Here is a 20,909-nt window from a genome sequence, read left to right on the forward strand (position 1 = left end):
TCTGAATATAGCATATCCGGGCGATTTACGCAAATATTTTTCCGTCCCGGCTTGCATCGCGTTCCGCCGGATATTATTTTATACCAGTCATAATCGCAAAAGAGATGGTATGTTAATACCATCGAAATAGTAACAATGCCTTTCTCCAAGGTGTGAGTACGGCGGAGCCGCACGGAGCACCGCAGAGCGGGGCCCCCGAAAAGTATCATCCGCCGCGCAAGCGCTGTGGATGACAAGCCCGACTTGTCCTCCGCAGCCTCGGCGAAGGAGGAAGGGGGGCAGCTTTTTGGGGAACAAAGGAGGAACCGTATGGCCGATCGTCACATTTCATTGGACCGGGTCCTGACCCGCGCCTGGACGCGCATGGTGCAGATTCTGTTCCGGCCGTTTTCCATCGAACGCTGGCTGATGCTCGGCTTCTGCTGCTGGATGCTCTCGCTATCCGGCGACATTTCCACGATTCTGAATATCGGTTCGAATGCGTTGTCGCATGATGCGGCGGACACCGCGTCCCATGCCCCCGCCGATAAGCTGGCGGCGCTCGACAATGTTCTGAACGGGACCGACGGCTCGTTCCTGCAGCGGCTCGGCACGGAGCTGCAGTGGGAGCCCGCAGCCGTCCAGGGCTGGAGCCTGTTCATCGGCATCGCCGCCCCTCTGATCGTTATTCTTCTGGTCGTCTGCTACTGGCTTTACTGCCGCTTTGAATTCGTCTTTCTTGACGATCTGATGCGCGACAGCACTGAAATCAGAAAGCCGTGGAATGAATTCCGGTCAATCGGGAACTCCTATTTTGCCGGGTCGCTTCTGGTGACGGCTGCTCTCTTTCTGTTCAACCTTCTCTTCTTCTTCCTCGCAGGCAGCGTGATACTCGACTGGCTGAAGGAGTGCGGCGCCGCGCGGGAGTGGCTGGCGTTCGGTGCGTCCCGGGTCTATTCCCTGCTCTTCCTCGGCGGAGCCTGGTTTCTGATCTCGCTGGTTGCGGGGATTTACATCTGGTTTTTCTATTTTCTCCTGGTTCCGATCATGTATCGGGACCGGGTCGGCTTTTCCGAAGGGCTGCGGCGCATGAATGCGCTCTTCCGGCGCCGTTTCTGGATCTGTCTTCTGTTCTGGCTGATGATGCTCGTCATTCTGTTCGGATTCGGCATCTGCCTGCTGATCGGCTACGTTCTGACCTGCTGCCTGCTGGGTTTCCTGCTCGGGATTCCGTATGTCCGCGCCGTCATCCTGCTGCCCTATTGGACCTTTCTGCGTCTCTCCGGCGTGGAACTGCTCGAGGAGCTCGATCCGCTTCCCGCCGGGCAGCCCTGATACGCCGCAGGCCCCGGAGGCGGCACTTCGTCCGACTCCGGGGCCCGCAATATGGCGGTGTTCCGATTTACTTCTTGCTGCGGGCGATGTAATGCGTGTGCAGGAGTTTGTGGGCGAAGTGGCTGCCAGGCTCTCCGAGAAACTCCGCATACAGCTTCCGGATCGACGGATTCTGGTGCGATTTGCGGATCGGCGCGTTCTTGTCGTCCCGATAGAGCGCTTCAAGCCGCTTGGAAAGGATCTGCCCGTGTCCGTGGTGGTAGGGCTGCCCGCCGCCGTTCAGACAGCCGCCGGGACAGGCCATGATTTCGATGGCCTGATAATCCGCTTCGCCCCGCTGAATCTTATTCAGCAGCTTGCGGGCGTTGCCGAGTCCGGAGCAGATTGCGACATGCAGCTCGATTCCGGCGATATTGACGGTCGCCTCTTTGATTCCCCTGATGCCGCGCACGGCGGTGAAGTCGATCTCCTGCAGATCCTGGCCGGCCAGCCAGTCGGCCGCGGTGCGCAGCGCCGCTTCAAGCACGCCGCCGGTCGCGCCGAAAATCACGGCGGCGCCGGTCGATTCGCCGAGCGGGGAGTCGTATTCCTGATCTTCCAGCTGGCTGAACTGGATGCCGGCTTCGCGGATCATGTCGGCAAGCTCCCGGGTCGAAATCACGATATCGACATCGGGAACGCCGTTGTGGCTGAATTCTTCGCGCGACGCCTCGTACTTCTTCGCAAGACACGGCATGACCGAAACCACGATCAGATCTTCGGGCCTGACGCCGATCTTTTCAGCGTAGTAGCTTTTGGCGATTGCGCCGAACATCTGCTGCGGCGACTTCGCGGTCGACGGCATGTAGATCAGGTCCGGGAACTGGTGCTCGAGAAATTTGACCCAGCCGGGACAGCAGCTGGTCAGGATCGGCAAATTTTCGCCGCTCTTGACGCGCTCGATAAGCTCGGTCGTCTCCTCCATGATCGTCAGGTCGGCCGCGAAGTCGGTGTCGAACACCTTGTCGAAACCGAGCTTGCGCAGCGCCGCGACCATTTTTCCTGTGCTGACCGAGCCGGGCGCCATGCCGAACTCCTCGCCGATTGCGACGCGGACCGCGGGGGCGGTCTGGACCACCACGGTCTTGGCCGGGTCGTTCAGCATGCGCCAGACCGGATACTTGTAGTCCATCTCGGTCAGGGCGCCGACCGGGCAGGCCTGTACGCACTGGCCGCAGAAAACGCATTCGGTTTCGACCAGCGGCTTGAGGCCGGCCGGAGCAACCACGGCTTCGAAGCCGCGCCCGACGCCGGAGAGGACGCCGACCGTCTGGATGACGTTGCAGGCGGTTTCGCAGCGGCGGCACATGATGCACTTGTCGAGGTCGCGGGCGATCGCCTTGCTCGAAAGGTCGCGGTTGTAGGTGGACTGCTCGCCTTTGTAGAGCAGGTGGTGCAGCCCGAGCTCCTGCGCCAGCGCCTGAAGCTGGCAGTCGAGGTTTTTCGGGCAGATCAAACAGTCCTTCGGGTGATCCGAAAGCAGCAGATCGAGGATCGTGCGGCGCGCGTTGATCGCCCGCAGCGTATTGGTGTGAACCTCCATTCCTTCCGTCACCGGGGTGCTGCAGGCCGGGGCGAGATTCGGGCGGCCCTTGACTTCGACCACGCAGACGCGGCAGGAGCCGGAGCGGTGCTCGAAGTTCAGGCAGTCCATTTTCATATGGCAGAGGGTCGGAATGCGGATGTCGAGCAGCTCGGCCGCTTCCAGAATCGTGGCCCCGGCTTCGACGGAAACCGGGGAATCGTTGATCTTCAGATTGACTTTCATATTCGGAAATGCTCCTCTCTGTCTGTTGCTCAATGCTTTTCCACCGCGTGGAACTTGCAGACGCCGTAGCAGGCGCCGCACTTGATGCACCGCGACTGATCGATTTCATGCCGCATCTTTCTCTCGCCGGAGATGCAGTTCACCGGGCAGTGACGGATACAGAGCCCGCAGCCGACGCACTTATCGGTGATTTCGTAACGGATCAGCCTGACGCAGACGCCGGCCGGACAGCGGGCCTCCTTCACATGCGCCAGATACTCCTCCTCGAAATTGTTCATGGTGGAAAGCACCGGATTCGGCGAAGTCTGCCCGAGCCCGCAAAGAGCGGTATCCTTGATCGTGGCCGAAAGCGTCCGGAGCTTTTCGAGCGTATCCATCGTGCCGCGGCCGTCGGTGATCTCCTCGAGCATCTCGTAAAGACGGCGGTTGCCGATCCGGCACGGAGTGCATTTCCCGCACGATTCGTCGAGCGTGAATTCGAGGAAGAACTTCGCGATGTTGACCATGCAGTCGTCCTCGTCCATGACGATCATGCCTCCGGAGCCCATCATCGAGCCGATTCCCTTCAGGGCTTCGTAGTCGATCGGCAGGTCGAGGTGCTTCGGAGTGATGCAGCCGCCGGAGGGACCGCCGGTCTGGACCGCTTTAAACGCCCGCCCGTGCTTGATGCCGCCGCCGATGCCGAAGATGATCTGACGCAGCGTGCTGCCCATCGGAACCTCGACGAGCCCGACGTTCGTGACCTTGCCGGCCAGGGCGAACACCTTCGTGCCCGGGGAACCCTCGGTGCCGATCGCGCGGAACCAGTCGGCTCCCCTGCGGATGATTGCGCAGACGTTCGCGTAGGTTTCGACGTTGTTGACCACGCTCGGCCGCTTCCAGAGTCCCTGCACGGCGGGGAAGGGGGGCTTGACAGTCGGTTCGCCGCGCATCCCCTCGATCGAGTGGATCAGCGCGGTCTCCTCTCCGCAGACGAATGCGCCGGCGCCGAATTTGATCTCGATGCCGAAATCGAAGCCGCTGCCGAAGATGTTTCCGCCGAGCAGGCCGAGCTCTTTCGCCTGGGCGATCGCGATTTCGAGCCGCTTGACCGCCAGCGGATATTCGGCGCGGATGTAGATGACGCCGGTCGACGCGCCGATCGCATAGCCGCCGATCGCCATGGCTTCAAGCACGGAATGCGGGTCTCCTTCGAGGACGGCGCGGTCCATGAATGCGCCGGGATCGCCTTCGTCGGCATTGCAGATGATGAACTTTTCACCCTCCGGCTGATTGGCGGCGAACTGCCACTTCCTGCCGGTCGGGAAGCCGCCGCCGCCGCGTCCGCGCAGGCCCGAGGCGATGACGGTTTCGATCACCTCCTGCGGCTTCATCTTCGTCAGCGCGGTCGCGAGTGCGGAATAGCCGCCCTCGGCAATGTACTCTTCGATTTTCTCGGGGTTGATCCGGCCGGTGTTGCGCAGCACGATGCGGGCCTGAAGTTCGTCCGGGGAGGCGCTTTCCGTCTCCGGATAATACCAGGTGCGTTCGAGCGTGCGGGTTCCCGTCGCGGGCGCCCCGGTTCCGGCCGACAGGATGGCCGGAACCTGCTGCGGCGTCACATCCCCGTAGATCAGCCGCTTGCCGCTGTCGCGGTCGACGAGCATGATGACCGGCTCGGCGAAGCAGAGACCCATGCAGCCGACTTCGCTGACTTCAATCGCATTTTCGAGGCGGCGTTCGGTGATTTCGTCCCTGATCGCCTTCAAGACGGGCTGGGTTCCGGCGGCGATGCCGCAGGTTCCGAGCGAGACAAGCAGTTTCACCGGCGGGCGCGGCCGGGATTTGAGTTCAGCGGCGATTTCCGCCAGCTGCGCGGCATTTTCAACTTTCATGACAGACTCTCCCATGTTCCCTGAAAAGTGGCCTTCCTTCCTCCTTCGCCGAGGCTGCGGAGGACAAGTCGGGCCTGTCATCCACAGCGCTTGCGCGGCGGATGACACTTTTCGGGGGGCCCCGCTCTCTGAAGAGAAAGGCATTGTTTCTGTTTCGATGGTATTAAAGTATATTCCTGTTTCGTCGGTACCGGTTATTCCCCGCACTCCCTGAGGATGTCGGCGACCTTGTCCGCGGTCATGTTGCCGTAGACCTTGTCGTTGACCATGACCACCGGGGCGAGGCTGCAGGCGCCGACGCAGCGGAGCGCGCCGAGGAAGAAGCGGCCGTCCGGCGTGCTTTCGCCTTCCTTGATGTTCAACCGGCGCTTCAGTTCGTCGAGCACCTTCGGGGCTCCTTTGACGAAACAGGCGGTTCCGGTGCAGACGTTGATTTTATAGCGTCCGACCGGCTTGTCGGTGAAGTAGCTGTAGAAGCTGATGACTCCGTAAACCTCCGCGCGGGAAATTCCGAGCCGGGCCGCGACGAATCCCTGAACCTCTTCGGGCAGGTAGCCGAACAGATTCTGCGCCCTGTGCAGGATCTGGATCAGCGAACCGCGGCGGCGATCCGGAATTCTGTCCACCTGAAGGGAAGCGATGTAGCGTTCGAGTTCGTCGAATTTCGCCGCCTCTTCGGGAGTCCGGATGACGGTCCCGGAGGCGCCCTGGCAATTACAGCTCATACTTGGTTCTCCTGTGAAATTTGAAAATTTCGGGCTTCTTTACCAAATAGCGCCTTGTTTCCGTTTTTTCAAGCGTCCGGGAGGGTAAAAACAGATCTTTTTGCAAAATATATTTTTGTTGCAACTTATTCAACCACAATTGATAAAAATATATCAAACCATCCCGGCTGGTGTGCTGCAATTGATAAAAATATATCAGACCATCCGGCCGGCGTAACGCCGGCGCACCTTCCTGTGCTCCGGTGGAAAGCGAAGTTTCAAACGGACGCAAAGGAGTTTACCGGCAGAACGGACGGATCTCCTGGGGATGATGCCGCAATTGTCACGGGTTTGCGGAAATTATGAAAAGAAGGTGCTTGACAAAAGGGAGAAAACGGGGTATTGATAGACCGGTACTCTTTTCCGAATGTCCGCCGCATCCCGTTCCTCGCGGACCGCGAATTCGATGTGCAGGAGTTCACCATAACGATGAAGAACGGCGAAAACGCTTCCGCCGAACATGTTTACGTGATCGCCCACGATGTGTACTCTGCCGCCGGGACGCTGGTCGCCATTGCGAAAGGCAGCGAACATGTGACGGCTGTCGGCTTCCCGGGGACAAAGATGCTCGGCATGGGGATCGATCCGTACCATTTTGCGCTGCCGAACAGCAAGCTGATCATCTCCGTGGAACCGGCGGTCGACCTCTCCAACTGCAGAAGCGCGGCGGATACGCTCCACCTCGATATCGAAGTCGAGCTTCCGATGTCGGCGGAAGAGCATTTCGCCTGCCAATCTCATCCCGTGCCCGCCGATTGCCGCAGCTATCTGGAGAACGAGGACCCCTTCATGCAGAAGATCTTCGGCCTGATCCGGGAACGCGAAACCGCCGCAAATCGGAACTCGGAACAAAGCCGGTTCCGTCAGACGGATACCGAATAAAAAACGGGACGGATGCGGCCGTTTGTCCGGCCGGCCTCCGCCCCGCCTTCGTTCCCGCCCTTATTTTCCGCAGGGCTTCGAGGAGCAGCCCTTGCTGCCGTCGCACATCTCGCAGATGCCGTTCGGCAGCTCGTCCTTCTCGAAATAGTCGCGGATGTTCTCCAGCGTGACGTTCGCAATGTTCCATACCGCTTCGCGCGTGAAAAACGCCTGGTGCGAAGTAACGAGCACGTTCGGAAAGGTCAGCAGTCTCGCCAGCACATCGTCGATGATCGGCGCATCCGAACGGTCTTCGAAGAAGTAGTCGCCTTCCTCCTCGTAGACGTCGAGGCAGGCGCCGCCGACCTTGCCGCTCTTGAGCCCTTCGATCAGTGCGGCAGTGTCGATGAGCTTGCCGCGGCTCGTGTTGATGATATATACGCCCTGCTTCATTTCGCCGATCGCTTCGGCGTTGATCATATGGACGTTTTCCCGGGTCAGGGGGCAGTGCAGCGAGATCACGTCGGATTCGCGGTACAGCACGTCGAGCGGAACGTATTCGATGTGAAGCTTCTCCGCCATGGCCTTGTTCGGATACATGTCGTAAGCGAGAATCCGGACGCCGTACCCCTGCAGGACTTCCGCGAAGACCATGCCGATCTTGCCGGTCCCGATGATGCCGACGGTTTTGCCGCGCAGGTCGGAGCCGATGAGCCCGTTGATCGAAAAGTTGTTTTCACGCACCCGGTTGTAGGCCCGGTGCAGCGAACGGTTCAGCGTCATGTACATGGCCAGCGCATACTCGGCGACCGCATAGGGCGAGTAGCCCGGCACGCGGACGACGACCAGCTTGCCGTAGGCGGCCGCCAGGTCGACGTTGTTGTAGCCGGCGCAGCGCATGGCGATCATCTGAACCTTCTCTTCGGCGAGCACCTTGATGGTTTTCGCCCCGATATCGTCGTTTACGAAGGCGCAGACCACGTCGTAGCCGGCGGCCATGCGGGCCGAGGCCGGATTCAGCCTCGCTTCGAAATAGGTGAGCTCGAAACCGAATTTCTCATTGGCCGCGTCGAATGATTTGCGGTCATACGGCTTGGTGTCAAAAAACGCAACTCTGATCTTTTTCATGATAACGTCCTCCTCGTTACTGTATGATAATATACATGGCAGGGAACGGGAATGCCACCCTGAAACGGATTCATTTGCCGTTTTTTGCAGATGCCGCCTCGGCGATCTCCTCTTTCCCCGGCTCCTTTTCGAGCGGGGATTTGAATACCAGAAGCTCCAGTGCGGGATTGGCGGGAAACCACTTCAGCTGCCGGGCTTCGGCAGCCATCGGCGCGTCGCCGGAGTCGCAGAGCATCAGGTAATATTCGTTGGCTTCGTCGGGATGGCGGTCCTTCAGGCAGTACCCGGCGGACCAGAACGCCGCCGCGCGCAGCGCCGGGTCGTCGGCCAGCACTCCGGCGCGCGCGAAAAAATCCGCAGCGATTCTGCGATAGTGAAAACGGCGGGCCAGCCGGTTCAGATTCGGCAGCGGCGCGCTCCAGTTGATGAGTTCCGGGCCGCGCGGCAGGTCCGAGAAGTACCAGTCGACGGTTTTCAGCGGAAACTGCCCATCGCGCCAGTTCTGGGACGGCAGCTCCTCATGCGCCCCCGCCACGATGAACTGATCCGGCTCGAGTTCCGTCCCGCGCAGCTCGAAGCCCCGCTGCCGGAGAAGCCGGCCGAGCTGGAAAAGCGCCAGCGCCCGTTCGCCTTCCGCCAGCGACGGATCGTTGGCGCGGCGGTTTGCTGTGCGGTAGAGTTCATAAAGCGGCTTCATCGCTTCGGGAAAGAATGCGCCGGCCTCTTCCACGCGGTACTCGCGCATCAGCCGCCGCGCGAGGAGGTAACGCAACCGTGCCTGCCGGGCATTCTCCGGGTCGGACGCATGGTTCCGGCAGTATTCGATCAGCCGATCGGTCGGCAGCAGTTGTTCGGCGACGATCGCCGCGTCGTTCCAGCTGCCCGCCGCCAGGAAGGCGTGCAGCGCTTCAAGGAAGTCCTGCTGCTCGACGAGGATGGTTCCGAGGACGCCGTTCACCTCCTCCGGGAAGCTGTTTCCGGCGGCGGAGGCGTCGACTGCGTACAGCCGCTTGGCTTCATCCGGATGGAAGGTCAAGCCGGTTTTTCCAGCCGCGCGGTAAGTTCTCAGCCAGCGCGACAGCTTGTCTGCCGCGAGCGGAATATCCCCTTCGCGCCGTGCCAGGCGCGCTTCGAGATAGAGGCGGATCAGGGAGTTTTCCGGACAGAGCGCCAGCAGCGCCCGGCAGGCATCGAGACGGTTGTCGAAGTAACAGCGCGCAGCGAGGCGCTCGGCCATGAGCGGCTTCGTTTCCGGCTGCAGCCGGGCGAGCAGCGGGAGCGGATCGGCGGATGTCGCCAGCAGAACTTCGCGGACGACCGGATCAGCCAGCGCCTCTTTCGCATTCTCTTTCGCGGCCTTTCCGGCGATCCGGCGGAACGCCCACAGATCGGGGGTGCGCCCGCCGGCCACAGCGGCGACCATATAACGGAGCGCCTGCGGCCCCGGCGTTTTTTCGTTGGTCCGCAAACTCAGCCAGGCGAGACCGATCGTGTCGGCGAATCCCTCGCGGGCGGCTTCGCGCAGCCGGGTGTAGTACCGGAACGCCTCCTCCGGGGCCCGGTTCAGCTGCAGATTGCCGAGCATATAGAGCACCCAGGTCGTCCGGTAATGCCGGAGCTCCGGCGGCAGGGATAGCAGTTCCCGCCATGCTTCGGGGCAGCGGTCGTCCGGGTCGGTCATTACGGCATTTCTTCCGAGCGCATACAGATAAAACTCGCGCAGCTTCGCGGGGAGGGCGGACGGAACCGCTTCCGGGGAAGGCTGTCGGCAGAACGCCAGATAACGTTCGAGCGCAACCGGGCATTCCCGCTCCGGCAGGCCGGCCGCGGCTGCGGCGGCCAGGAAATCGAGCCGGGTTCCCTCGGCGGTGGATACGTTTTTCGCCGGCTTCGGAACGATCGGCATGTCGGGGTGGAAATGCTCCGCCAGCGCCTTGATGTGGCAGGCGAGATCGAAGTCGCCGGTTCGCGGCGTTTCGAACGCCAGATAGGATTCCGGGAAGTACGGCCCGCAGCCGAGAGCCGCGGCGGCGGAAAGACCGAAGGTCAGTGCGGCAAGCAAATTTTTCATGGTTTTATTTCCTTTATGACAGGATGATTGGTTTCGTCGATGAAGAATGTGGCGGCGCGCACCTGTGTGCCGCAGCCGCCGAACGGAACCGAGAGCCGGTCCGGCAGAACGGCGAACGCCCGGTTGCCGGATTCGTTCCTCACGCCGGGAGCGAGGTCGAATTCGCCGGTCCGCCGCGGCCAGGAGAGTTCAAGCCGGAGCGGTTCAAGCTGAATCCGGGCGCGGGGCGTGACCCGGAGCTCGACCGCGTTCGGCGCGGTCCGCCGCAGCTCGATATCGAGCCGCTCGACCGGGATGACTCCCGTTTCGAGTTGTGCGATCGTTTCCCGGTCGTAATTGAGCAGATCGCCGCGGACCGGAAGCCGGAACCAGATGACTGGCAGATCTGGATTTTCCCGCAGGAGATCGCGGAGCAGCGCCGGGTCCGGAGCGGCCAGACGATTGTTCCAGCGTCCCTCCGGCGGAGCGCCGCCCTCCGCACTGATGGCGGCGAAAGCTCCGGTGCCGGGGTCGAACGAGAGCCGGTAGGCGTAGGTCGGCAGCGCGAGGCGGAACGGCCGCCCGAGCTTCCGGGCCCGGACGATCGCGGTTCGGGCAACGGCCGGGTCGAGCAGCGCATACGGTTCTTCGATGTTCCGCGGCACGTCGAGTCCGTGCAGCTGAAGCACGTAATAGTCGGCCTGCCGGGCCGCGTCGGCGAAGGCGGCGTGCGGCAGGTGGCAGGGCAGGGCGGTAATGGAGAATTCGCGGACGGATGCGGGAAGCGCCTGCCGCAGTTCCTTCAGGCGGTCCGCATATTCCGCCAGCCGCCGCTCGGGTATATCGGCGTCGAGCTGGACCCGGGGGCAGCCGTTCCGGACGATTTCGGCAGCAAGCCGCCGGAATCCCTCCGTGCTGAAGGCGTCGAGGCGAAGCCGGAAAACGGCGGTGACGCCGGGACGGCGCCAGAACTCGGCCGGTGCGGCGGAGCGTTCGGTTTTGTCGCGGGAAAGCTCTGCCGCGAATGCCGAAAGCGGCCGGTCGCATGCGCGGACCGCCAGTTCCGTTTCCGGCGTCCAGCTGCGCTGCCAGAGATAGAAGGCGCGCTCCGCCGCAGGCACCGGCAGACAGGCCGGCAGAATGAACAGCAACAGGATAAATTTCATGACGACGGCCCTTCCTCCTCCGGAGGGTAATCTACCGAATGCGGCGGAAAATACAAGCCGGATTCGTTTTTTTTTCCGTTTTTTTTCGTTTCCGGTGCAATATCGGGGGAAGAAAGCGCGTTATTTTAACAATTACGGACTTGAAAATCGAAAAATTGCGGTTATATTCCTTAGGATAACCTAAAAGTATTTGCAGTTATTGTATCAATAACATTTCAAGATTCCTGACAGTTTTTGGGAGTGAAGGAAAATTATGGAGCTGAGAAACGTATTCAAGGTTGGCGCGTTCGGTCTTCTGCTGGCAGCCGCGGGCGGGTGTTACGAATACCCGCTGCCGCCGGCGGCGACGATGGGGGATACCTATACCCAGCGGAAGCAGGACGGTGCGGACCGCCTGCTGGACGACATCACCGACCTGACGCTGGCCGATGCCCAGCGGATCGCCATCAGGAACAATCCGACCTACATTGCGGCCTATCACGCGGTCAATGCGGCCCGGATGCGCTACCTGCAGGCCTGGGGCGCCTATTCGCCGACCGTGAGCGCGAGCTTCTCGCTCGGCGACAAGCAAACCTGGACCCGCAATACCGTCAATACGACCGGAACGCCGAATTATACGGAGGGCATTTCCACGAGCACGGCGATCAACGTGAACTGGCTCGTGTTCGACGGTCTGGCGCGTGAATTCTCCGTCCTGATCTACCGGCATAACTTCGACTACCAGAAGATGCTCGAAGAGGACGAAGCCCGCACGATGATGCGCGCCGTCGCCTACGCCTACAATACGGTTCTGCTGGCTATCGAAAACAAGCGCATCGCCGAAGAGGACCGCGACTTCCAGAAGTCGAGCCTGCGCGATACGCAGCTCAAGTATCAGGCCGGTGCGGTTCCGCTCTCCGACGTGCTGAACTTCGAAATCCAGATGAACTCGGCCGAGACGAACCTGATCAGCGCCGACTACCAGTACGAAACGGCGATCTATGCGCTCGCGGTCCTGATGGGTTACCCGGAAGGAACTTTCCCGAAGGAGCTGAAGTTTCCGTCCGACTTCAAGACGAACTTCAGCGACCTGCCGTCGGTCGATGTTTATCTCGACACGGCGCTGGCGAACCGGCCGGACCTGAAGGGCTACCGCGAACAGCTCGAAGTCGCCAAATACCAGATGTACCAGACCTGGAGCGCCTATTCGCCGACGGTCAACGCATATTTCAATTTCGGCTACAGCACGAGCCTGAACCGCCGCAGCGGCTGGCAGAGCGAGCCGCCCGCCAAAAGCGGGGAACCCTACAACAATCCGGCCAAGCGGACTTACAGCGAATCGCCGTCGATCGGCTACGGGCTGACCGCCGACTGGACGATCTTCAACGGGCTGATCCGTGAGAACAAGATCCGCGAATACAAGGCGAACCTCGCGGTCGCCGAGTTCTCCGTCGCCGCCAAATGGCTCGAGGTGGTCAGCGAGGTCCGTACCGCGTATGCGAACTATGTGCAGAGCGTCAAGCAGACCCGCATCTTCGAGAAAACCCGCGATCTTTCGGCGCAGCAGCGCGACCTGGTCGACGAAGGGTACAAGGCCGGCAATACCGAGCTGACCCGTCTGAACGAGGCGCAGCGCGACCTGGTCGAGGCTGAAACCAACCTCGCCAGCAGCTACATCAACATCCAGAATGCGAAGGCGCAGCTCGATGCGGCGGTGGCGGCCAATTCCGCCGCTTACTACGGCGACCCCGAGAACACCGCTCCGGGCGAACTGAAGAATACGCCGGTTTCGGCGGATTCGCCGGAGACGCAGCCAGTGCCGGCTCCGGCCGACGAAAGCTTCATCCCCCCGGCCAATCCGGCGGGAACGACGATGGATTCCGGGCTGAAGGCTCCGGCGAGCCAGAGCCAGATTCCTCCGGCGAACCGTTCGACAACGGTGGTGGTCGATGAACCGGCCGCGCCCGCAAAGGCTCCGGCGATTCCGGCCGACCCGACCAAGGCGCCGGAAAAGTAAGGAACCTGCCGGACCGCTTTCTGACCGTCGGAGTACTCCGACGGTTTTTGCGTCTCTTGGCGCGAAAGGGAAAGCAGAAGCTTGTTTTAGTGGTAACATATTGAAATACAGGAGAAAAGATGCTGTTCAGAAATAAGAAGCGGTATGTGGTTCACACACTCGGCGACCCGGTCCTGCGGGAAGTCGCCCGGCCGGTCGGCGTGATTACGCCCGAGCTGCGGCTGCTGGCCGAAAAGATGATCGAGGTTGTGAAGGCGTTCGAAGGAGTCGGCCTTGCCGCGCCGCAGGTCGGCGAATCGGTCCGCATGGTCGTGCTGAATCTGCCGATGGAGTCGATGAGCGATATTCCGAGCGCGGGTGAGAAGCTGCTGCTGCCGGAGATGCCGCTGGTGGTGGTGAATCCGGAGATCATTTCGAGTTCGCCCGAAACGGAGTGCCGCGACGAAGGGTGTCTTTCGCTGCCGGACGTATGGGCGCCGGTGGAGCGTCCGTCCCGGGTCTTTTTCCGGGCGATGACCCTTGACGGCAAGCCGGTGGAGTGCGAGTGCGGCGGCCTGCTCGGGCGCTGCATTCAACATGAGCTCGACCATCTGGACGGAAAGCTGTTCGTCGATCGCGTCGAACCGGTCGAACTCGGCAAGGTCGAGCGCGAGCTTCGCCAGCTGCAGCGTTACGGGGAGAAGCATCATTTCCATCGGATCAAGGTGAAATAAGACGATGAAAGATCAGGTCGGTTTTTTCAACGCGCTCCTGGGCACCTGCCGCGGCACGGAGATCTTTCCCCGTCTCTGCCGGAATTCGTGGGGACGGACGGTTCTGCATTTGTTCCTGCTGTCGGTATTCTGCGCCTTTGCGGTCACGCTGGTGCAGGCGGTGAGGACCGGCCCGGAAATCAACAGATTCGCCACGGGATTTTTCGATGCGTTCGGCAATCTGAAATTCAATGCATACGGCCTGAAGCCGGAAATACAGCCGGACAAGGCGCGGACCTACGCGATTTCGGGCGGAAGGTGGGTCTCATATTTCCCGTCGACTCCGGACGGAGTCGTGATACCGGAGAAGGAGCTGCTTCTCACCACCGTCGGGGTGGTCTGGACGCCGAAACAGCTGATCGTCCTGACGCCGCTGGGCGAGGATTCCTGGCAGTGCAGCGTGTTTCCGATCGGCAGTCTGTTTCCGTCGGGGCGCAATTGTTCGACTGCGGAGCTGAAGAGTTTTCTGGCCGGACTGCGGGACGTTCCCGGCAAAATTCCGTTTATGCCGGAGACGACGGCCGTCTGGACGAAACATTATGTCATGACCAATATCTGTGCCGTAATGGCGGTGATGCTTCTGCTTTTTCACTTTCTGACCGCTTTTATCCTGCCGTTTTTCTACACGGGGATGTTTGCTCTGGTGTTCCGGTTCACCGGTGGCCGCCAGCTGCGGAGCATGACGCTCGGAACATTTTGGAAGATCGGAATTTACGCCGGCTTTCCGGTGATGCTGTTCGCCAGCTGTTTTCCGGCATTCGACCTGCCGTTCCTGAGGTACGGCACGGTATATATGATCGGCCTGGTGATTTATTGGCTGGTGGCTGCCGGCCGGATCGAACGGGCGGGAATGGAATCTGGAGGGAGGAGATTCGATGAGTGATGTGAATGATTTTCTGCGGATGCCGAACTGGTATCCGGTTCTGGCCGGGCACACGTTCCTGACCTCGTTCGTCAAAATGCGCTCCGACGTGATCGCCGCGCTGGCGGCAGGGGAGACTGGGGAGCACGATAAAAGCGCGGCGGTCGCCTCCATTCTGGAAGACCTGCGCCAGCCGCTCGGCGCGATTCCCGGCAACGCGTTTGCGTGCGTCGACTGCTGCGCGCCGACGGACACCGAGCGTTTCGAACTGAAGCGCGGCGCGGTGTTTTCGCCCGAAAGCACCTGGAAATATCTGGCGCTGAGCGGAAAGGTCCGCCAGGCGGCGGCGGAGGGAAAAGCCGAATACATCTGCCTGCGCCCGTTCCGGCGCATGAACCGGACGCGCGAATTCCGCCTCTTCATCCGCGACGGCAAACTGAACGCCATGAGCCAGTACCATCTGATCCGCCACTTCCGGCGGCTCGAAGGGGTCCGCAACTCGTTCTGGGAGCAGGCCGCCGACTTTGTTGACCGCATCGCGTGGCTCCTGCCGCTCAAGACGCTGGTGATGGATATCTATTTTACCAGCAGCGGCAAAATTCTCATCATAGACCTGAATCCGTGGGGTGAGCCGACCGATCCGCTGCTGCTGCAGAGCTGGGAGCGCGACTGGAGCGTTCCGGCCGGTATCGTGCTGATGGACCCGCCCACGCGGATTTACGGCGACGTCAACGTCTCTTTCTGAAACGCGGGAGCTGCATGGCTATGGGGATGATCCTGTCCGACTGTTCCGCCGCCGGCCCTGTGCCGACCGGCTGTTTCGCCTCTTTGAATGCCGGAGTCGTCAAGCTCGGCAACCGCCGTTTTTCGCGCAGCTGGCACATAACCCGAAGCGGGCTTGTGCCGCTGTCGGTCCTGTTCGACGGCCGTGAACTGCTTTCGCCGGCACCGGTTCCGGAAACGGAGGAGGCGGTCGTTCCGCGTTTCCGGGTCGCCGGTTCTCCGCTGACGGAGGTCGGAGCTCCGGCGCTCCATGCATTCCTGGAACTCGATGCGCCCGGAGGCGTGATCTCCTATCATTTCGCCGTGACGCCCGGAGTTCCGGCCGTCACGGTCGAGCGGATTGCGCCGCAGCAGACAGAGAGCGTCCGCCGTACCGGCGGCGACGAGCCGACCGGCCTCGAAACTGACCCCGCAGCGGCGGCGGAAACGGATGAAGCTGCGTGCTGTGAATTCTTCCGGCCAGGCTGCGCCCATTTGAAGCTCCGCTTTTTCCGGTTTGCGGACCAGACGGACCGTCACGACAACCTGCTGCAGATTGAGGAGCTCCGCCTCTCCCCGGCCGAGCCGCTTTCGCTGCGCGGGACGCTGTTTGCGGTGGAGGACCCGCTTTCGGGGCAGGGGATCGTTCTGTTGAAATTCGCGCCGCTGCCGGAGCGCCGTCCGCTGCCGGACCCGGTTGATTTCGAATGGGATACGGCGGCTTTTGCTCTTTGCAGCGACCGTTATCCGTGGGCTGTGATCGGCTATGACGGCGGCATGACCGGGTTGACGCGGGCGCTGCATCTGTACCAGCAGGAGCTGCGCATCGTGAAGCCGGGGCGCGACGGCCTCGCGCTTTCAAACACCTGGGGCGACCGCAACCGCGACCAGGCGTTGAACGAGGCGTTCATGCTTTCCGAGATCGATATCGCCTCTTCACTCGGCATCGACGTCTGTCAGATCGACGACGGCTGGCAGGGCGGCGTCACGGTCAACTCCTCGAAAGCGCAGGAGGCCGGCGGGGGCGTCTGGGAGGGATATCACGCCGCCGATCCGGAGTTCTGGCGTGTGCATGCCGGACGGTTCCCGAACGGCCTCGCTCCGCTGGTGAAACGGGCCGCCGAGCGGAAGGTCGGTCTCGGGCTCTGGTTTTCACCCGACTCCTCGAATGACTTTGCGAACTGGCGCAGGGACGTCGATACCGTATGCCGCCTGCAGCGGGAATTCGGCGTTGAATGGATCAAGATCGACGGCGTCAAGTCGCGCACCCGCGAAGGGGAGGCGAATCTGCGCCGCTTCTTTGCGGAGGCGATCCGGCGCACGGCGGGAGCGCTGACCTTCGACCTCGATGTGACCGCCGAAATCCGGCCCGGTTATTTCGGCATGCCGTCCTGTGGAACGCTCTTTGTCGAAAACCGGTATACGGACTGGCATCGCTGGTGGCCGTATGCGACGTTCCGCAATCTCTGGCAGCTGTCGCAGGCGATCCCGCCGGTCCGGCTCCGCTTCGAGTGTCTGAATCCGAAGCGCAACATGGACAAGTACCGGAACGATCCGCTTGCTCCGGCCGGTTATCCGCTGGATTGGATTTTCGCGTCGGTGATGGCGGCTTCGCCGCTGATCTGGTGCGAACTCTCCGGGCTGTCGGCGGAGTCGCGCACGGAACTCGGCCGGATCCTTCCGGTCTGGCGGGGCTTCCGGGACGAGCTGCATGCGGGAGTCGCCTATCCGGTCGGGCCGTGTCCGGACGGGACGACCACCTCCGGCTTCTTCACGACGACGGCGGACGAATCGACCTGCCACCTGATTCTGCTGCGCGACCTCGATGCGGCGCCGGAGCGCGAATTCGAATTACCGGTCCGGCTCTCCGAATACGCGGTCACGACCGTCATGGGGGAGGGGAGTGTGAAACCCGCAGCGGAGAAACGGCTCCGCTGCACGCTGCCGCCTCGCCGCAGTTACCTCTGGCTCAGGCTGTCGCGGTAGGCGTTGACCGCTTCGAGCATGGCGAGGTAGTTTTCCGCCGGAACATAGTCCGGAATCGAATTGCCGGTTCCGATGGCGAAGCCGTTGGCGAGATCACGGAAGCGCGGAGCCTCGGCGTCGATTTTCCGGCGGATCTCTTCGGGGGAGCGCGACACGATGAAGTCCATGTCGATGCCGCCGAAGAGGCCGATCCGATCCGAATAATCGTGAATCCAGCGTTCGAACGGAGCGATCGCGTCTTCATTCGAATGTTTCGCGTCGATGCCGGCCGCGATCAGGTCGTCCATGACTTCAAAAATGCATCCGCAGCAGTGCAGCAGGAACGGCTTTCCGGCGGCATGCACGCGGTCGATGACCCGCTTGTATTGCGGAATGACCAGTTGGCGGACGGTGTCCGGCATGGTCAGCAGCGAGCTGCGGAAGCCGAGGTCGTCGCCGATCCGGCAGACGCAGTAGAGCTCTCCGAACTCCTTCAGGAATCGCGTCCAGATCGTTTCCATCAGGTCTCCGATTCTCCGGTAGAGCTCGGCATGAGCCTCGGGATCGTCAGCTTCCAGGAACGGCAGGTACTGCAGCCCGACGAGATCTTCGGCGAGTTCGAAGGCGCCGTTCCCGACGCCGCCGATCGCCTTCATGCCGTACGGCATCCGGCGGCCGAGCGCTTCGAACATCGGTGCGGCCAGATCCCAGTAGCGGTCCGGAACCTGCTCCCACGGAAACGCTTCGAGATCCGCCCGGCTCTGGATCGGCCCCATGCCGCCGCGCAGCGCTCCGCCCGGCGGCATGGCCGCGCCGATGCAGTATTCGAAGGTGACGACATCATATCCGGCCAGCCGGAAGAACTCTCCATAGGCGGCAAACGCCGCATCGAAGTCACCGGACTCCATCCGGCCGCAGACATCGCTGCCGGCCAGTTCGTCGATGATTTTGCAGGATACGTTATGCTCGTAGAGCGGCAGGATTTCACTGCGGCAGTTTTCGGCCGCAGCGACCATGCGCCGGTAGTCCGGCGCCACGCGGGACAACTCTTTTTTCAACATGAATGCCTTAACTCCTTGACTGTCTCTGTTCCGGCGTAACTCCGGAACAGTTTTTCGGCTTTTGCCGCATCTTCGGCCGGATTTCCGCTCAGGAACTCCATGCCGAAGAATCCGGTGTACGTTTCCCTGACCGGGAGCAGGAGCCGGCGGTAGTCGATCGCGGCCCCTTCCGCCGGGAAGCCGCGCTTTTCGAGTGCCGCGATGTGAAAGTGGCCGATCCGGTCGATATGCCGGGGAACGCTGTCATACGGGTCGTCGCCCGCTTTCGCCATATGGTAAACGTCGTACAACAGCAGAAAATCAGGATCGTCAAGGGCATCCGCCAGCTCGAAACCGAATGCTTCGCGGTCAGCCAGATAATCCTTGTGATCAAAGGAGTTCAGCATCTCGAAAAGCAGTTTCACCCCGCTGCCCCGCAATTCCGGCAGCAGCCCGGAAAAAGCTTCGCGGCAGTTTTCGAACCCTTCCTCTCTGCTCATGCCGCCGCGGTTCCCGCTGAAGACGACCAGGTACGGCGCTCCGCAGGCGGAAGCTTCATCGGCGAGCCGTTTGAGCTCGTCCGTCAGCTTCGCGCGGTTGGCCCGGCGGCTGAAGCCGTCCGCCATGCCGGGACCGGCGAGGCTGACGATTTCAAGTCCGGCATCGAGAGCCGCCTGCCGCCGCTCGGCGGGCACGAGCTCGACCCCGTCGTACCCCATCGCCCGAACCTGACGGAACCACGCTTCGGCAGCAGCCTCCGGCGGGCGGAAACACCAGTCGGCGAGGCTGAGTCGAAGAGGATTCACTTTATTTTCTCCGCAGCCGGGTGGATTGTCCATACCGAAACGTAGTCAACTCCGGTGACGGTTTTACCGCTCTCCGACAAGGTGTAGACCGCATCGGGATCGGCCGGCTGCAGGGACCCCGGATCGAGCGGGATCGTGAATTCGCCGTCATCCTCCGCCCGTTTGAAGCAGACGGCGCCGTTGCCGGCGGAGACGATGATTCCGTGATACTCCGTCCGGCGCAGGAGTTTCCCCCGGGCGTCCGTCCAGGTCAGGCCGGTCAGAATGTGTTTCCCGACGAGTTGATCCGTGTTCATGGCTGCGTCTCCTCTGGTTTGATTCAGGCGATTCCTGTTCCCGATGCGGAAGAGGACCGGTATAGGCGGCAATCAGACATCTCCCTTTCCCTGAGGAAGATGAAATTCCGGCGATCCCCAGGGGCAGCCGGACCGCCGCGATTCCTCCCGCGCTTTCTTTAGGATACATCAGGTGTGCCGGTTTTGCAAATCCGGTTTCGCAAAAAAAGCAAACAGCAGAACGGGGACGCAGCCGGATTGCCGCGTCCCTGCAAATCCGGGATCAGTTTCGGGCGGCGTGCGCGAGAATCCCGTTTGCCCATTGCTTCAGTTCCTCTGCCGAATAGCGGCCGCTGACGCCGATCAGCGCCGGACTTGCGGCGGACGGAGCTGTCCCGGACGGCCTCCTGCAGGTAAACACCGGTGTACCGATTGCCCTCCAGCTGCCCGATCAGGTTCCAGCTTCGGCTTCGGTAATCTGAATCGGTTTCCTATTTTCCCTCTCGGATTGCTGATTCATTAATAAATCTACACATGTAGATGATAATTACGAGTGTAGATGATAAAAAAACGAAAAAAGTCCGTTCCGGCAGTCTCGGCATTTCTCCGGAATTGCCGTCCGGAGGAATCCATGCTAAATTATATGGACAAAGTTCAGAATGAAAGGAACGGATGATGGAAGCCTCATTACAGGGAAAAGTCGCAGTTGTCACGGGGGGAGCCAAGGGAATCGGAGCCGCCGTCGTGCGGCGTCTGTCGAACGACGGCGCACAGGTGATTGTCGCTGATATTGATGAAAAGAGCGGAACGGAGCTTGCCGGAGCGTCTGCGAGGGTGTCGTTCGTCCGCTGCGACGTCTCCGACGAGAAGCAGATTCTCGCGGTGCTGGATAAGGTCGACAGCCGTTTCGGGCGGCTCGATATTCTGGTCAACGACGCCGCGTGGCAGTTGAATAAGCCCTTGCTCGAAACGACGACGGAGGAGTTCGAACAGGTTATGCGGATCAATGTGACCGGCAGCTTCATTTTCCTGCGTGAAAGCGCGAAGCGCATGATTGCAAAGGGAATTCCCGGCGCGATTGTGAATTTCGCCTCGACTTTTGCGGTGGTGGGTTCTCCCGGATATCTGGCCTATCATGCCTCGAAAGGGGCGATCGCCTCAATGACGCGTGCCGCCGCGATTGCATTGCAGCCGCACGGCATCCGGGTGAACGCCGTCGCGCCGGGAACGGTCGATACGCCGGGACTTCATGACGGAGCGCGCGATACCGGCGACGAGCGGCGCGGGCTTGAGAGCTTTCTCGCGCTGCAGCCGCTGAAGCGGTTCGGGCAGCCGGAGGAGATTGCGAACGTGGTCCGTTTTCTCGTGGACGAACAGGCCTCCTTCGTTCACGGCGCGGTGGTCATGGCCGACGGCGGTTACACGATCGTATAAGGGAAGGCGGCAGAGCCGCCGAGGCATCTTCAGCATCGACGGTTCGCGCTTTA

At 61.4% G+C, this 20,909-nt stretch carries 17 protein-coding genes; 8 read left to right on the plus strand and 9 right to left on the minus strand.

What is annotated here, in order from left to right; genetic code table 11:
* The first annotated feature begins 309 nt into the window (after positions 1–309).
* Positions 310–1,314 carry a DUF7544 domain-containing protein gene (locus FYJ85_RS15485; protein ID WP_106051405.1) on the plus strand — a complete coding sequence of 335 codons (1,005 nt, stop codon included), beginning with the start codon at positions 310–312 and terminating at the stop codon, positions 1,312–1,314.
* Positions 1,315–1,381: 67 nt separating this feature from the next.
* Here FYJ85_RS15485 and FYJ85_RS15490 read toward each other — a convergent pair whose 3' ends face one another.
* The 3 genes from FYJ85_RS15490 to FYJ85_RS15500 form a co-directional block, all read right to left on the minus strand.
* On the minus strand, positions 1,382–3,121 hold the full coding sequence (locus FYJ85_RS15490) for an NADH-dependent [FeFe] hydrogenase, group A6 (protein ID WP_106051403.1): 1,740 nt from the start codon (positions 3,119–3,121) through the stop codon (positions 1,382–1,384).
* A gap of 29 nt (positions 3,122–3,150) precedes the next feature.
* Entirely contained in the window at positions 3,151–4,995 is a 1,845-nt protein-coding gene (locus tag FYJ85_RS15495; RefSeq protein WP_154419433.1) for an NADH-ubiquinone oxidoreductase-F iron-sulfur binding region domain-containing protein, read from the minus strand.
* Positions 4,996–5,189: 194 nt separating this feature from the next.
* Positions 5,190–5,720, minus strand: a complete 531-nt coding sequence (locus tag FYJ85_RS15500; RefSeq protein ID WP_106051400.1) for an NADH-quinone oxidoreductase subunit NuoE family protein — start codon at positions 5,718–5,720, stop codon at positions 5,190–5,192.
* 381 nt (positions 5,721–6,101) lie between these two features.
* Between FYJ85_RS15500 and FYJ85_RS15505 the strand changes: the two genes are divergently transcribed.
* Positions 6,102–6,641, plus strand: coding sequence for a hypothetical protein (locus FYJ85_RS15505; protein WP_106051399.1), 540 nt, complete (start codon positions 6,102–6,104; stop codon positions 6,639–6,641).
* A gap of 60 nt (positions 6,642–6,701) precedes the next feature.
* Here the strand turns inward: FYJ85_RS15505 and FYJ85_RS15510 are convergent, their stop codons facing one another.
* From FYJ85_RS15510 to FYJ85_RS15520, 3 genes are all read right to left on the minus strand, one after another.
* A complete protein-coding gene (locus FYJ85_RS15510) occupies positions 6,702–7,748 on the minus strand; it encodes a 2-hydroxyacid dehydrogenase (protein ID WP_106051397.1) in 1,047 nt (348 codons plus the stop codon).
* Between the two features lie 70 nt (positions 7,749–7,818).
* Positions 7,819–9,819, minus strand: a complete 2,001-nt coding sequence (locus FYJ85_RS15515) for a hypothetical protein (RefSeq protein ID WP_154419434.1) — start codon at positions 9,817–9,819, stop codon at positions 7,819–7,821.
* Positions 9,816–10,964: a DUF3142 domain-containing protein gene (locus FYJ85_RS15520; RefSeq protein WP_106051394.1), complete on the minus strand. Its 1,149-nt coding sequence runs from the start codon at positions 10,962–10,964 to the stop codon at positions 9,816–9,818. Before FYJ85_RS15520 ends, FYJ85_RS15515 begins: the two co-directional genes overlap by 4 nt.
* A gap of 253 nt (positions 10,965–11,217) precedes the next feature.
* Here FYJ85_RS15520 and FYJ85_RS15525 point away from each other — a divergent pair, with 253 nt between their 5' ends.
* From FYJ85_RS15525 to FYJ85_RS15545, 5 genes are all read left to right on the plus strand, one after another.
* Positions 11,218–12,960, plus strand: coding sequence for a TolC family protein (locus FYJ85_RS15525; RefSeq protein WP_154419435.1), 1,743 nt, complete (start codon positions 11,218–11,220; stop codon positions 12,958–12,960).
* Positions 12,961–13,079: 119 nt separating this feature from the next.
* Complete coding sequence (def, locus tag FYJ85_RS15530) at positions 13,080–13,673, plus strand: peptide deformylase (RefSeq protein ID WP_106051391.1); 594 nt, start codon at positions 13,080–13,082, stop codon at positions 13,671–13,673.
* Positions 13,674–13,677: 4 nt separating this feature from the next.
* The gene (locus FYJ85_RS15535) at positions 13,678–14,595 is read left to right on the plus strand and encodes a hypothetical protein (protein WP_106051389.1); all 918 of its coding nucleotides are present in this window, start codon (positions 13,678–13,680) and stop codon (positions 14,593–14,595) included.
* Positions 14,588–15,319: a cell division cycle protein 123 family protein gene (locus FYJ85_RS15540; RefSeq protein WP_106051388.1), complete on the plus strand. Its 732-nt coding sequence runs from the start codon at positions 14,588–14,590 to the stop codon at positions 15,317–15,319. Before FYJ85_RS15535 ends, FYJ85_RS15540 begins: the two co-directional genes overlap by 8 nt.
* A 20-nt stretch (positions 15,320–15,339) precedes the next feature.
* Positions 15,340–17,322 (plus strand): alpha-galactosidase, encoded by a 1,983-nt coding sequence (locus FYJ85_RS15545; protein ID WP_206213230.1) that lies wholly within the window; start codon positions 15,340–15,342, stop codon positions 17,320–17,322.
* On the opposite strand, the gene FYJ85_RS15550 is transcribed toward FYJ85_RS15545, so the two are convergent.
* From FYJ85_RS15550 to FYJ85_RS15560, 3 genes are read right to left on the minus strand one after another with little or no spacing between them, the layout of a single operon-like run.
* Positions 17,295–18,362, minus strand: coding sequence for a uroporphyrinogen decarboxylase family protein (locus FYJ85_RS15550; protein ID WP_154419437.1), 1,068 nt, complete (start codon positions 18,360–18,362; stop codon positions 17,295–17,297). The two genes, FYJ85_RS15545 and FYJ85_RS15550, sit on opposite strands and share 28 nt — an antisense overlap.
* Positions 18,356–19,147 carry a TIM barrel protein gene (locus FYJ85_RS15555; RefSeq protein ID WP_206213231.1) on the minus strand — a complete coding sequence of 264 codons (792 nt, stop codon included), beginning with the start codon at positions 19,145–19,147 and terminating at the stop codon, positions 18,356–18,358. The genes FYJ85_RS15550 and FYJ85_RS15555 overlap by 7 nt, the downstream gene beginning before the upstream one ends.
* Positions 19,144–19,443, minus strand: coding sequence for a hypothetical protein (locus tag FYJ85_RS15560; protein ID WP_154419439.1), 300 nt, complete (start codon positions 19,441–19,443; stop codon positions 19,144–19,146). The genes FYJ85_RS15555 and FYJ85_RS15560 overlap by 4 nt, the downstream gene beginning before the upstream one ends.
* 651 nt (positions 19,444–20,094) lie before the next feature.
* Between FYJ85_RS15560 and FYJ85_RS15565 the strand changes: the two genes are divergently transcribed.
* The gene (locus tag FYJ85_RS15565) at positions 20,095–20,856 is read left to right on the plus strand and encodes an SDR family NAD(P)-dependent oxidoreductase (protein WP_206213232.1); all 762 of its coding nucleotides are present in this window, start codon (positions 20,095–20,097) and stop codon (positions 20,854–20,856) included.
* Positions 20,857–20,909: the final 53 nt, after the last annotated feature.

Origin of the sequence: Victivallis lenta, assembly GCF_009695545.1 — a bacterium.
GTDB lineage: Bacteria > Verrucomicrobiota > Lentisphaeria > Victivallales > Victivallaceae > Victivallis > Victivallis lenta.

What these genes read in the sequence shown, in the direction of transcription:
- FYJ85_RS15485 (WP_106051405.1), top strand. Translation starts at nt 310, where the DNA reads ATGGCCGATCGTCACATTTCATTGGACCGGGTCCTGACCCGCGCCTGG.
- FYJ85_RS15490 (WP_106051403.1), bottom strand. Translation starts at nt 3,121, where the DNA reads ATGAAAGTCAATCTGAAGATCAACGATTCCCCGGTTTCCGTCGAAGCC.
- FYJ85_RS15495 (WP_154419433.1), bottom strand. Translation starts at nt 4,995, where the DNA reads ATGAAAGTTGAAAATGCCGCGCAGCTGGCGGAAATCGCCGCTGAACTC.
- FYJ85_RS15500 (WP_106051400.1), bottom strand. Translation starts at nt 5,720, where the DNA reads ATGAGCTGTAATTGCCAGGGCGCCTCCGGGACCGTCATCCGGACTCCC.
- FYJ85_RS15510 (WP_106051397.1), bottom strand. Translation starts at nt 7,748, where the DNA reads ATGAAAAAGATCAGAGTTGCGTTTTTTGACACCAAGCCGTATGACCGC.
- FYJ85_RS15515 (WP_154419434.1), bottom strand. Translation starts at nt 9,819, where the DNA reads ATGAAAAATTTGCTTGCCGCACTGACCTTCGGTCTTTCCGCCGCCGCG.
- FYJ85_RS15520 (WP_106051394.1), bottom strand. Translation starts at nt 10,964, where the DNA reads ATGAAATTTATCCTGTTGCTGTTCATTCTGCCGGCCTGTCTGCCGGTG.
- FYJ85_RS15525 (WP_154419435.1), top strand. Translation starts at nt 11,218, where the DNA reads ATGGAGCTGAGAAACGTATTCAAGGTTGGCGCGTTCGGTCTTCTGCTG.
- def (WP_106051391.1), top strand. Translation starts at nt 13,080, where the DNA reads ATGCTGTTCAGAAATAAGAAGCGGTATGTGGTTCACACACTCGGCGAC.
- FYJ85_RS15535 (WP_106051389.1), top strand. Translation starts at nt 13,678, where the DNA reads ATGAAAGATCAGGTCGGTTTTTTCAACGCGCTCCTGGGCACCTGCCGC.
- FYJ85_RS15540 (WP_106051388.1), top strand. Translation starts at nt 14,588, where the DNA reads ATGAGTGATGTGAATGATTTTCTGCGGATGCCGAACTGGTATCCGGTT.
- FYJ85_RS15545 (WP_206213230.1), top strand. Translation starts at nt 15,340, where the DNA reads ATGGGGATGATCCTGTCCGACTGTTCCGCCGCCGGCCCTGTGCCGACC.
- FYJ85_RS15550 (WP_154419437.1), bottom strand. Translation starts at nt 18,362, where the DNA reads ATGTTGAAAAAAGAGTTGTCCCGCGTGGCGCCGGACTACCGGCGCATG.
- FYJ85_RS15560 (WP_154419439.1), bottom strand. Translation starts at nt 19,443, where the DNA reads ATGAACACGGATCAACTCGTCGGGAAACACATTCTGACCGGCCTGACC.
- FYJ85_RS15565 (WP_206213232.1), top strand. Translation starts at nt 20,095, where the DNA reads ATGATGGAAGCCTCATTACAGGGAAAAGTCGCAGTTGTCACGGGGGGA.